General features: G+C 57.8%; 7 protein-coding genes and 1 pseudogene. 3 read left to right on the top strand and 5 right to left on the bottom strand.

Annotation, left to right across the window (positions count from 1 at the left end):
- Positions 1–95: 95 nt before the first annotated feature.
- The 5 genes from CFR78_RS15240 to CFR78_RS15225 all read right to left on the bottom strand — a co-directional run bounded on the left by CFR78_RS15240 (position 96) and on the right by CFR78_RS15225 (position 8,259).
- A complete protein-coding gene (locus tag CFR78_RS15240; protein WP_110581330.1) occupies positions 96–443 on the bottom strand; it encodes a GSCFA domain-containing protein in 348 nt (115 codons plus the stop codon).
- Between the two features lie 6 nt (positions 444–449).
- Positions 450–1,316 carry a WcbI family polysaccharide biosynthesis putative acetyltransferase gene (locus tag CFR78_RS16130; protein ID WP_146221311.1) on the bottom strand — a complete coding sequence of 289 codons (867 nt, stop codon included), beginning with the start codon at positions 1,314–1,316 and terminating at the stop codon, positions 450–452.
- Between the two features lie 1,161 nt (positions 1,317–2,477).
- The gene (locus tag CFR78_RS15235) at positions 2,478–3,977 is read right to left on the bottom strand and encodes an efflux transporter outer membrane subunit (protein ID WP_007398887.1); all 1,500 of its coding nucleotides are present in this window, start codon (positions 3,975–3,977) and stop codon (positions 2,478–2,480) included.
- A gap of 4 nt (positions 3,978–3,981) precedes the next feature.
- Complete coding sequence (locus CFR78_RS15230; RefSeq protein ID WP_110581329.1) at positions 3,982–7,107, bottom strand: efflux RND transporter permease subunit; 3,126 nt, start codon at positions 7,105–7,107, stop codon at positions 3,982–3,984.
- Positions 7,108–7,113: 6 nt separating this feature from the next.
- The gene (locus CFR78_RS15225; RefSeq protein ID WP_034927676.1) at positions 7,114–8,259 is read right to left on the bottom strand and encodes an efflux RND transporter periplasmic adaptor subunit; all 1,146 of its coding nucleotides are present in this window, start codon (positions 8,257–8,259) and stop codon (positions 7,114–7,116) included.
- Between the two features lie 189 nt (positions 8,260–8,448).
- Here CFR78_RS15225 and CFR78_RS15220 point away from each other — a divergent pair, with 189 nt between their 5' ends.
- From CFR78_RS15220 to CFR78_RS15195, 3 genes and pseudogenes are all read left to right on the top strand, one after another.
- Positions 8,449–9,144 (top strand): TetR/AcrR family transcriptional regulator, encoded by a 696-nt coding sequence (locus CFR78_RS15220; protein ID WP_007398883.1) that lies wholly within the window; start codon positions 8,449–8,451, stop codon positions 9,142–9,144.
- Positions 9,145–10,462: 1,318 nt separating this feature from the next.
- Positions 10,463–11,440, top strand: coding sequence for a recombinase family protein (locus CFR78_RS15200; RefSeq protein WP_456305887.1), 978 nt, complete (start codon positions 10,463–10,465; stop codon positions 11,438–11,440).
- Positions 11,441–11,697: 257 nt separating this feature from the next.
- Positions 11,698–12,447, top strand: a pseudogene (locus tag CFR78_RS15195) (IS3 family transposase); the annotation flags it as partial.

The following is a 12,447-nucleotide window of genomic DNA, read 5'->3' as shown; positions in this document are numbered from 1 at the left end:
ATCAACCGGCTCCACGAACTGTTGCCATGGAACTGGAAACCCGTGAATACACTGCACAGACAGGCCGCATAATCAAGGCGGCCCAGAGCGGCCGGTTACTTTTCAGCACTATTTCTTCCAGCATAGACCTCATCAAACAGTTGGTTCAACTGTGCTGCCGTATAAATATTACCATACCGCGCTGAGAAAACACCAAACTGCCTCTTCCTGCGTGTATCCTCTGGCAAGTCTGCGCCATCTTCAGGAACGTAATAATTAAACCCGATGTCTGAAATTTTGCGTGAGATATGCTGGGCAAAACAGCTACCAGCCGTGACGACTTTTGATGTTTTTGCAATCTTGAAGCGGGTATTGGTAACGGGATCGACCTGATGCGCCGGAACGCGCGAAATGGACCGCCGCCAGAACTGATAGTCTTTCAGATTAGCATAAGGATTACTCATTTCCAATTATCCCTTTGTCATCAGGCTTGAAACTACTTGGTAACGGGAAACTGCATAGTCCTCAACCTGTATCGCATGACCATTTTTTGTGCAGTTATTATAAAAATTATAAGACTCAAATAAATAATTTTTCAGGCTAATTAAGTTATATTCACCAAAAATCTTGAAACGATAATCTCCATGTACTCCATAGTTTTCAGCAACTTCCGTATACACAGGGAACCCCGCACCTGTTGCCAAGTTATCATGCGGCAGGAAATTACTATCTTCATATGAACTAAAATCATTTTTGCGTAAAAATTCACGTGCTATATCAAAAAGACAATTTATTTTCGGATGATTTATACTGTACATAAATGGAGAACGTCTACTCCAATTAATTATATGCTGATCTATATTAATGCCAGCACCCTTGAATTCATTAGAAAGCGCTTGAACGGATGGCCCCCACATATCAAAATATCCAGCTTTTTGATATACATTCCTATTATAAAATTTTTGAGCCTGCTCTACAGTCAGACCATTATTATATGCTGATATAGCAATAATGGAATTATAGGCGTCAAGAGGCGTCTTTACCATATCATTACCTGCATGTGCATAGCACAGATCAGGATGGTAAGCATGGAACAAGATGTTTGGAATCGTCTCAACTCTTTTTGCATAATCCATATTACTATTTTGTATGGATTTCACTTCAGGGGAGGCAATAACCATATCATAATTTGAAATAATATTCTTTGAATCATATATTTTGTTTTTGAACTCCCATATGTCCATCCCGGATACATCTGCATCAGGACATAAGAGATTCAGTGAATGTGCCAAGCCATATGTCTGACAATTTGATATAACCAACCATTTCTGTGGCATAAAATTGATATCCATCTTCATATTATAACATAGGCTTGTAGCTTATATTATTTTTTAATTATTTTGCAATATCCAGTCAAGATAAAAATTTTAAGAAATATTCTTATATACCCCAATAAATAAAATAATTATATTGCACAATAAGAAAAAAATAGGAAAAGCCCCCTCATGGCAGAATCACAGATATCGCCATGAATATATGGAAACGCATGTTTATTAAGCTATGCCAAGCCTATAGAAAAGAAACTATCGCCCCATGACCATCTTTATAGCTTTTTCCTACCAGAACCTGTTAGGTGTCTGAATGACAGAATGGACCACATTGCGTTTATAATTGGCATGATACAGTTTATCTTTCCTGATCAGGCCCGAAATGTCTGAAGAACTCTGATCAAGAAAGCCCGGCCGAAAGGCCAAGGCCCCACCGAAGACCCTTTGATGAGCAATATCCACGAGTTTCCGCTGCCATCAGAACAGCGCAAAATGGTGCGATCCTGCGCTCAGGCTTGACCTTTGGTGAACGGCTCATAACTGTTCATTTGATGGCCAACCAAGGCTTGCTGCAGGGCAGCGCCTCTTTGAAAGAGGCCAAAGACAAGCACCGGCTCCTGGATATGGTTTTTCTTGATAAAACGACAATCTGCGCCCATCACAAGGCGGCCGGAGCGGCCAAACAGGGGGTATAGAGGACGCCACGAAGATCATGCAGCAGATGACATCAAGGTCTGCCAGCTGGAAAAGAAAACTCGTTCTCTGAGCAGATGTGCCTGAAGATATCAGTCTTTTTGAAGTCCGCCTGTTTACCGATACCGGGGCCAGGCTTGATATTACAGCCATCAGGATCACCATCACGCGCCCCCCATTGAAAATGGCCACCAGGTTCAGGGCCATGCTCGGGAAGGGCATGACATATTCTGGCGCAGGCATCACGAGCGCATGAATAACGCGATACCGTGGCGGCCTTCTGACCACCTGCGACAGGACAGGCCATGGCGCATCGTCCTGATGACAGCGCAGAACGGCTGAGTTTTCCCCCCGGACGGCCCCGGCCGCCGTCCCCCCCAATCCGGGACAGGAGGTGGCGGGAGAAGGGACGGGCAGCCCCCTGTCCAGACACCCGTGCCGCCCGTTTGTACGCCCCCATGGCCTGGCAAAACTGGCCTACCCCCTGCGGGTTGCGGTTTTCTGCCCCCCGGCGGCCGGGGGCTGCGGCGTATGCTCGGTCCAGCCACCACCCAGCGCGCGATAGAGCGTGACAAGGTTCTGGTAGCGCGAGACCGCGATGCTGATCTGCCACTGCTGCGCCTGCAGGTAATTCCGCTGCGAGACCAGCGCGGTCAGGTACGAATCCGTCCCCGCCCTGTAGCGCATCATTGCCAGGCGGTAGGCATCTCCGGTGGTCGAGACATACCTGTCCATCTGTCCCGTCTCGTCACGATAGGTATCGCGCGCGGCCAGTGCATCCGCCACTTCGCGGAAGGCGGACTGCACCGTCTTTTCATACGCCGCCGCCTTGGAGGCCCGCATGGCGCGCGAGGCCTTCAGGTTGCCGCTGTTCTGCCCCCAGTTGAGCAGGGGCACCTGCAGCTGGGGCGAGACACCCCATGTCGTCGCGGCCGATGTGAACAGCCTGTGCGGCTGCAGGCTGCTGATCCCGTCCGATGCCGTAAGGGTGATGCGTGGATAGAAGGCGGCCTTGGCGGCGCCGATATCGGCATTGGCGGCCAGCAGGTCATGCTCGGCGGACATGATGTCGGGCCGGTGTTCCAGCACCTCGGCCGGCAGGCCCGGCGGCAGGTCCTGCATGATGGTCTGTTCCCCCAGCGGGCGGGCGGGGGGCAGGTTGTCGGGGATTGGCTGACCGATCAGCAGCGTGATCAGGTTTTCATCCTGTGCGACATGCCGGCGCGATTCATCGCGGAAGGCGCCGCTCTGCGCCACCTGTGTCTCGGTCTGGCGCACGGTCATCTCATCCGTCTCGCCATGGGCGAAACGGGCCTTGACCATATCCAGCGTGGCCTGCTGGGAGGCCATGGTCTCGTCGGACAGACGCAGCGCGGCCTGGTCCCCCAGCCATGAGATATAGGCCGTGGCCACCTGCGAGATGATGCTGATCAGCATGGAACGCGCATTCTCGCGCTGCATCAGCGCATGTTCCGCCGCCTCACGCGACAGGCTGCGGATACGGCCGAACAGGTCGATCTCGTAGGAGGAGACACCAACCCCCATCTGGAAATACTTGAACATGGGCGGGTTGCCGGTATCCAGCCCCGGCGCGAAGCTCAGGCCCGCCGCACCCGATGGCCCCTGGAACATCGCCTCGCCCCCGCCACCGATGGCGGGGAACAGGCCGGCATGCTGGATATCGAACTGCCCCTGCGCACGGCGGATATCGGCCGCGGCCTGACGCAGGTCGCGGTTCTCACGGATGGCAATGGCAATCAGCGCGCGAAGCCGGGGGTCGGTAAAGAACTCCGCCCAGCCCAGATCCGCCGCCAGCGGGTTTTCAATGACCGGCTGCCCGGTATTGGCATAGGCGGGCCAGGTTCTGGCCAGCGGCGGCGTGGGGCGCTTGTAATGCGGGATCATGGTGCAGCCCGCCAGCAGCATCATGGCCATGCCGGCGGTACCGGCCCGCCTGACTGTGGAGAGAAGGGTCATCGGATTACTCTCCCTTTGCCCGTTCGGACAGGCGCTTCACCCGGAACAGGCGCAGGACCACCACAAAGAACAGCGGCACGAAATACACGGCCAGCAGGGTTGCCGTCACCATGCCCCCCACCACGGCGGTGCCGATGGCCACACGCGCGGCGGAACCCGCCCCCGTGGCGATGGCCAGCGGAAACACACCCACCACGAAGGCGATGGATGTCATGAGGATGGGCCGCAGGCGCTCACGCCCGGCTTCCAGCACCGATTCCTCCAGCGTGGCCCCGTTCTCGAAAAACGCCTTGGCGAATTCCACGATCAGGATGGCGTTCTTCACCGCCAGCCCCACCGTGGTCAGCAGGCCGACCTGGAAATACACGTCATTGGCCAGCCCGCGCCCCAATGTGGCAACAATCGCCCCCAGCACGCCCAGCGGAATGACCAGCAGCACGGCAAACGGGATGGCCCAGCTTTCATACAGCGCCGCCAGACAGAACAGGATGACAATCAGCGCCAGCGCATAGAGCGGGCCGGTGGCGGCGCCGGATGCCATCTGCTCATAGGACAGGCCGGTCCATTCATACCCGACACCCGGGGGCAGCTTGGCCAGCACATCCTTGATGGCGGCTATGGAATCGCCCGAACTGTAGCCTGCGGCGGGCTGGCCCAGGATTTCATAGGCGTTGAGGCCGTTATAGTCCTCCACCTTCTGCGGCCCCATGATCCACTGCCCGGATACGAAGGCGTTGAACGGCACCATCCCGCCAGTCGCGTTGCGGATGTACCATTTGTTCAGGTCATCGGGGATCATGCGCGCATCGGGTTCGCCCTGGATATAGACCTGCTTCACACGGTCATCGCGCAGGAACTGGTTGACATAGATCGACCCCAGCGCGCCCTCGATGGTGGTGTTGATATCGGCAATGGTAATGCCAAGGGCATTGGCCTTCTCACGGTCGATATCCAGATGGAACTGCGGCGCGTCCTCCATGCCGTTGGGGCGCACGGCGGTCAGCCGATGGTCCTTTGCCGCAAGGCCCAGCACCATGTTGCGCGCTTCCAGCATCCTGGCATGGCCAAGATGCCCACGGTCTTCCAGTTCCACGTCAAAACCCGTGGCGTTACCCAGTTCCAGCACGGCGGGCGGGTTGATGGCAAAGATCTGGGCGACGGGATTCATCCAGAAATGCATCATGATGCGCATGGCGATCGCGGCCGATGTCTGGCTGGCGGCGGGGCGGTCATCCCAGTCCTTGAGCCGGATGAAGAAGGCGCCCGCACTCTGCCCCTGGCCCGCGAAGTTGAAGCCGTTCATGGAATAGACGGATTCAACATTCCTGCCTTCGGTCTTGAGGATATAGTCCGCCACCATGTGGTTGACGTCCGCCGTCTGCTCCAGGGTGGCGCTGGGCGGCATGGTGACCTGGCCAAAGATCAGGCCCTGGTCCTCATCAGGCAGGAAGCCCGCGGGCAGGCGCATGAACAGGAAGCCCACACCCGCCGTAATCACCACGAATACCAGCATGGACAGGCCGGTATGGCCCAGCACGCGGGTCACCCCCTTCTGGTAGCCATTGGTCAGGCGGGTGAAGTGGCGGTTGAACCAGCCCGCGGCCCCGGTTGTCTTTTCATGCGTGCCGGGCTTGAGCATGGTGGCGCACAGGGCCGGTGTCATGACCATGGCCACCAGCACCGAAAGCCACATGGCCGCGACAATGGTGATGGAGAACTGGCGGTAGATCACCCCCGTGGAGCCACCAAAGGCGGCCATGGGCAGGAACACCGCCGTCAGCACCAGCACGATGCCGACCAGAGCACCCGAGATTTCATCCATCGACTGACGGGCGGCCTCGGCCGGGGAGAGCTTCTTCTCCGTCATCACGCGCTCGACATTCTCGACCACGACAATGGCGTCATCCACCAGCAGGCCCACCGCCAGCACCATGGCCAGCATGGTCAGCGTGTTGATGGAAAAGCCAAGGACGGCCAGGATGCCGAACGTGCCCAGCAGGACCACCGGCACGGCGATGGTGGGAATGAGCGTCGCGCGGAAGTTCTGCAAGAAGACCAGCATCACCAGGAACACCAGCACGATCGCTTCCGCCAGCGTGATGACCACTTCCTTGATCGACAGGACGATGAACGGCTCGGTATCCAGCGGATAGACCGTCTTCAGCCCCGGCGGGAAGAACTGCTCCAGTTCCTTGATCTGCGCGCGCACCGCCGTTTCGGTCTGGAGCTGGTTCGCACCCGGCGCCAGCTTCAGCGCCATGCCCGAAGCCGGCATGTTGTTATAGAAGGAATGGGTATTGTAGGTCTGCGGCCCCAGTTCCACGCGGGCCACGTCACGAATGCGCACCTGCGAGCCATCCTGCTGCACCTTGAGCAGGATCCTGCCGAATTCCTCGGGCGAATGCAGGCGGGTCGGGCCGATGATGGTGGCATCCAGCCGCGCGCCCTTCACTGCGGGAACGCCCCCCAGTTCACCCGACGAGACCTGGATGTTCTGTGTCTGGATGGCGGTCTGCACGTCGCCCACCGTCAGGCTGTATTTGTACAGCTTCGAGGGGTCGAGCCAGATGCGCATGGCATATTCCGCGCCGAACAGCGTATGATCGCCCACGCCGGTCACGCGGCTGAGCGGGTCGGAGATGTTCGAGGCCACGTAATCGGCAATATCAGCACCCGTCATGCTGTTATCGGTCGAGATGAAGGCAATGACCATCATGAAGTTCTTGACGGCCTTGGTAATGCTCAGGCCCTGCGCCGTGACTTCCTGCGGCAGCTTGGGCTGGGCCAGCTGCAGCTTGTTCTGCACCTGCACCTGCGCGATGTCGGGGTTGGTACCCTGCGCGAAGGTCAGGTCGATTTCCATCTGCCCCGAGGCATAGGACTGCGCGGAAATATACTCCAGATGGTCAAGACCGAACATCTGCTGCAGGATGGGCCGGACGACCGTGTCATTCACCGTATCGGCGGACGCACCGGGATAGGTGACCGTTATGGCGATCTGTGGCGGCGCGATGGAGGGATACTGCGCAATGGGCAGCCGGAAGATGGAAACCCCGCCCACCAGCATGATGATCAGCCCGATCACCCATGCAAAGACAGGCCGGTCGATAAAGAAGCGCGACAGTGACATGGGGTATTATCCTGCCTTGGCCGGAGGCGCGGCGGCATCGACCGGGGCCACCGTGTCGCCTGCGTGAATTTTCAGCACCCCTTCCACCACCACGCGCTCGCCGTTCTTCAGCCCGCCCGTCACCAGCCAGCTGGTGCCGATGGCCTGGCCCACGGTCACGGGGCGGAGAGCGACCCTGTTATCGGCATCCACCACCCAGACCTGCGGGTCCCCGTGGGAATTGCGCTGCACCCCTTCCTGCGGCACCAGCATGGCGTTGGGGTCCGTGCCTTCGGCCAGCTGGGCATGCACGTACATGCCCGGCAGCAGCAGCCGGTCGGGATTGGGCATGACCGCCCGCACCACGACGGTTGCGGTCGCCTCATCCACATTGACTTCGGAGAATTCCATGCGCCCGGTGTGTTCGTATGTCGTGCCGTCCTCCAGCGCTATGGTGATGCTGGCCGCGTTGTCACCCGCACGGGTCAGCCGCCCTTCCGCCAGTTCGCGCCTGAAGCGCAGCAGTTCGGTCGCGGGCAGGTTCACATCGACATAAATCGGGTCCAGCCGGGTCACGATCGCCACGTTGTTGGTCTGGTTGGCCGTGACCAGCGCGCCCACGGTCAGGATCGAACGGCCGATCCGGCCGGTAATGGGCGCGTTCATGTGGGTATAGCCCAGGTCGACCATCGCGCGTTCAAGCTGGCCCTTTGCCGACTCGATATCACCCTGCGCCGCGCGTTCGGTGGCCAGGGCGTCATCATATTCCTGCTGGCTTACGGCATGGGCCTTGAGCAGCGGCCCGTAGCGGTTGAGCTTGGCGCGGGCCGTGACCTCGCTGGCCTGGGCGTGCAGCAGCTGGCCCTGCGCCGTATCCACGGCGGCCTGATAGATGCCGGGGTCGATCTGGTACAGCTGCTGGCCGGCCTGTACGTCCGTGCCTTCCTGGAACAGGCGCTTCTGGATCACGCCGCTGACCTGCGGGCGCACCTGCGCGATCTCGAACGCCTCCGTACGGCCGGGCAGCAGGGTCGTGATCCGTACCGGCTGGGCCTGGAGCGTCACGACCCTGACCGGCTGCGGCGGCAGCTTGGGGGCTGCGGCGTGCCGCTGGCAGGCCGCGAGAGACAGTATCAGCGCCGCCGGGGCTACGATACGGGAGTAATGCATCATGGTCACCAACCGGCCTGTCCGCCGCTATGTAGTATGTTTCCGAACAACGTCCGTGTCGTTTGCCGCACATGGCCGCCATAAGAAAGCCAAATAACGAAACCATTTGGTTTTCAATGAATAGAAAACTATATCGTCTCCATAAGGCGGTCAAGCTGGGCTTCCGTGCAAAATGGTCGGAGCATGTTACGAATGAGTAAGAATGGACATGAAGTGCAACTGTCCGCCGCCACCGGATGCGACAGCCGCAGGCGTGGTCCGGGCCGGCCGCCGGAAATGGAGGAATGTGAACGCCGTGAACGGATACTGGACGCGGCCAGCACGGTGCTGCAGGAATGCGGCTACCATGCCGCATCCATGGACAAGGTGGCGCAGCATTCCGCCATGTCCAAGCGCACGCTGTACCAGATGTTCAATTCCAAGCAGGACCTGTTCCACACCCTGGTCAGCAGCAGGCTGTTCAATGTGACGGCCCCGTTCTGCCATGACATAACCGACCCGGCGCGGGAGCTGACGGACCTGCTGCTTGCACTGGGGGAGATCATTCTCCGCCCCGACCGGATGAGCCTGATCCGGGCGCTGATCACCGAATCACAGGAATCGGCCGACATCCGCCAGATCCTGACCAGCCTGCGCTGTGGCGGCCGGGACAATGTACTGACCAGCTGGCTGTCGTGCTACGTGCACCGCGAGGGATATGTGGTCGAAGATGTCGCGATGTATGGCAACATGCTGTTCGGCATGACGATCGGGGACCTGATGCTGCAAAGCCTGGCCTGTGCGTCGGAAGCATCATGGATCGAGCGCATGATGCGCCCGCGCTTTGAATGCGCGGTGCGGATTTTCCTTGCGGGTTTCGGGCAGGCGGAAGCCACGCCGGGCGGGTAAGGCCCCGGCCGTGAGCATGCGGTCGGAAGCCGCCCGGGATGCGGGGCCGTCCGCTTTCCATCCAACCCAGACCCCTGGAAAACAGCCCGGCAGGTCACTGGCCGTGCGCCATCATGGCGCAGGCCCGTGGGAACAGGCCTTCTACCTGTTCAGATGGGGGCTGCTGTCAAAATCCCTGCGCCCGGGGCACTGCGCACGGAATTATACACCCTGACGCGCACGGCCCGCCCCCATCAAGCGCTGTCATATGTGCCCTTCATGCTGGCCGGTCCGGTGCCTCTCCACCCGGGGCCTGACTGCCATGTCCTGTCGAACCGATGCGTTGCCCGGGTCTGGCAAATGCTGGCATGCGTAACGCTGATCGACAGTTCAGCCCCCCGTCCGGCAATAATGGTCCCAACGTCCTGCGCCAGCCGTTCCGTCCCACGCAGTCTGCCGACGCGAAACCTGGTTGCGACCTTCATGGCCAAAGCCATGCTTACGGCAGTGACGCTGGTTTCATCCGCCATGACTTCTTGGCGGCGGCTCATGCCTTTGCTTTCCGATAATATCTCCCTTTCCTGCATGATCCGACATACTCTACAAGTTGCGCTTTCTGAAGACCTCCAATGTCCCTGCGTGCGGTCTTCAGGCTTACATTCCATACAGCCATGATGTCTGTGGCTCTGCATCTGCTTCCTCGCTCGAGTCGTAGCAGGAACCACCGTTGCCGTTCATTCAGTTCCCAATGATCAGGGACAGTTGCAGGGTCATGTTCAGGGACATGTCCACGATCATTCACCCTTGCAGGCATAGCCTGTCCGCCACCTGCCGCCACGCCAAGCCGATAAGCCTCTCTGGCTGCAGTGAGTGAGGAACATTCTGTCGACCGTATCGTGATATCAACCTCAAGCCCGCCGGCCAGCCCGTAAACGAATGCCCGGATGACCGGCGACGAAACAACAAGACGCAGGAAATATATCGTATCCGGTCCATGCCGCGCTGAAAGCCAGTGTTTGACACTTTTTTCACTGGCACCTGTCTGCCGCATAAGTCTCTTGATCACACCGTGGCTGTTTTCATGCTCTCCGCGCAACAGTTCGGAAACCGCCCTGGCATAGTTTTCACGATGTCCGAGAACGCCTTTCCACAGAGGTAATGTCCTACCCTTTTTCGGCAACATCTTCCGGTTCTTCCGCTGCTAGAATAATCCCGCTTCAGAATGACGGAACAGACTCGTTCTCACTGCGGGGAAAGATGTCCGGGCCTCCGTTATCGGCCTGGGAAAGGGCAAAACGTGACAAGCCGGAAATGCTACGATGATGATCGTACCGAGCCGATGGAACGCATCGTTCGGGCTGCCGAATACGTCCGGATGTCAACGGATCTTCAGAAATATTCGACAGAAAATCAGTCGGAAGCGATCAGGAATTATGCCGGGGAGCGCGGGATCGGAATCGTTCGAACTTATGCCGATTCTGGAAAAAGTGGCCTGAAAATTAACGGGCGCAACGCCCTCAAACAACTTATTGAGGACGTTGAGACAGGAAACACTGATTTCACATTGGTTCTTGTTTACGACATCAGCCGTTGGGGACGATTCCAGGATGCGGATGAGAGCGCTTACTACGAATATATCTGCCGCCGCGCGGGCATTTCGGTCGAATATTGCGCCGAACAGTTCGAGAATGATGGAAGTCCGGTATCAACCATCGTCAAGGGCGTCAAGCGTGTCATGGCTGGTGAATACAGCCGCGAACTTTCCACCAAAGTATTCGCAGGCCAGGGAAGGCTGATCGAGAAGGGCTATCGTCAGGGAGGGCAGGCTGGATTCGGCTTACGTCGCACCCTGATCGACGAGAACGGCGCCATCAAGGGCATTCTTGGGCGGGGCGAACATAAAAGCATCCAGACCGACCGCGTTATCCTGACACCCGGCCCCGCTGATGAAATCAACCTGGTCCGCACCATCTATCAGTCTTTCGTTCATCAGGGACGTAGCGAGAACGAAATTGCCGCCGATCTCAACAGACGTGGCATTTTGACAGATCTCGGACGTCTCTGGACCAGAGGAACAGTACATCAATTACTGATCAATGAGAAATACGTTGGTGACAACGTGTGGAATCGTTGTTCCTTCAAGCTAAAAAAGAAACGTGTCCGCAATGAACCAGAAATGTGGATCAAAGCGCGCAATGCATTCGAAGCCATCGTTGAGCGAGAGCTATTCGAATCTGCAAGGCACATCATCCATGCGCGCTCTTTCCGTCTGACTGATGAAGAAATGCTGCATTCCCTGAAGGAACTCTATCATTAGAAGGGCCTATTATCGGGTATAATCATTGATGAATGTGATGACTTGCCCTCCAGCGGCGCCTATAGCGCCCGTTTCGGCAGCTTGCTTCGCGCCTATCATCTTGTCGGGTTCAGGCCGGATCGTGACTATCGGTACATCACGATAAACCGTCAGCTACGCAGGCTTCATCCGGAAATCATTCGACAAATAATAGAAGTGGTCCCCATTTTTCGGACAGGGCGATAAGCTATAATCCGATCTGAGAGAGAACGGGTTTTATGGGCAAGGTTACGCGCAAGAGGTATGCGGCGGAGTTCAAATCACGGGTTGCCCTGGAAGCGATCCGTGGGGAACTGACGCTGGCGGAACTGGCTTCGAAACATGGGGTGCATCAGACGATGATCGCCCAGTGGAAACGGCAGGCGATCGAGGGGATGGCGGCGACCTTCTCCGGGAAGACGGTGGCGGAGCCCCCGGTCAGCCCTGCTGATGTGGAGAAACTGCACGCGAAGATAGGCGAGCTTCTCGTGGAACGGGATTTTTTACGCGATGCCTCTGCTCGGTTGGGCGTGATCAGAGGCGGCAGATGATTGACCCGAAGCGAGCGCGTCTGCCGATAATCCGGCAATGCACGCTGCTGCAACTCAACCGGTCGGGCGTCTACTATCGGCCTGTGCCACAGAGCGAGGCCAATCTGGAGCTGATGCGGCTGATCGACGCCCAGTTCCTGGAAACGCCCTATTATGGCTCACGGCAGATGACATGGCATCTGCGCCGCCTGGGACATGAAGTGGGCCGCAAGCGGGTCCGGCGGCTCATGGCGATCATGGGCCTTCGGGCGATCTACCAGAAGCCGCGCACGACCGTGCCCCATCCGGAGCATCGGAAATATCCATATCTGCTACGGGATCTGGTCATCAATCGGCCTAACCAGGTCTGGTGTTCCGATATCACATATATTCCCATGAAACGGGGATTTCTCTATCTCGTGGCGATCATGGACTGGTTCACGCGCAAGGTCCTGTCCT

The organism is Komagataeibacter rhaeticus, assembly GCF_003207855.1.
GTDB classification, from domain to species: domain Bacteria; phylum Pseudomonadota; class Alphaproteobacteria; order Acetobacterales; family Acetobacteraceae; genus Komagataeibacter; species Komagataeibacter rhaeticus.
The sequence above is the reverse complement of the archived record's forward strand: the minus strand, read 5'-3'. Positions and strand labels throughout refer to the sequence as shown.

Excerpts from the sequence above, each read along its gene's own strand:
- CFR78_RS15240 (WP_110581330.1), bottom strand. The coding sequence starts at position 443 with ATGAGTAATCCTTATGCTAATCTGAAAGACTATCAGTTCTGGCGGCGG.
- CFR78_RS16130 (WP_146221311.1), bottom strand. The coding sequence starts at position 1,316 with ATGCCACAGAAATGGTTGGTTATATCAAATTGTCAGACATATGGCTTG.
- CFR78_RS15235 (WP_007398887.1), bottom strand. The coding sequence starts at position 3,977 with ATGACCCTTCTCTCCACAGTCAGGCGGGCCGGTACCGCCGGCATGGCC.
- CFR78_RS15230 (WP_110581329.1), bottom strand. The coding sequence starts at position 7,107 with ATGTCACTGTCGCGCTTCTTTATCGACCGGCCTGTCTTTGCATGGGTG.
- CFR78_RS15225 (WP_034927676.1), bottom strand. The coding sequence starts at position 8,259 with ATGATGCATTACTCCCGTATCGTAGCCCCGGCGGCGCTGATACTGTCT.
- CFR78_RS15220 (WP_007398883.1), top strand. The coding sequence starts at position 8,449 with ATGAGTAAGAATGGACATGAAGTGCAACTGTCCGCCGCCACCGGATGC.
- CFR78_RS15200 (WP_456305887.1), top strand. The coding sequence starts at position 10,463 with ATGGAACGCATCGTTCGGGCTGCCGAATACGTCCGGATGTCAACGGAT.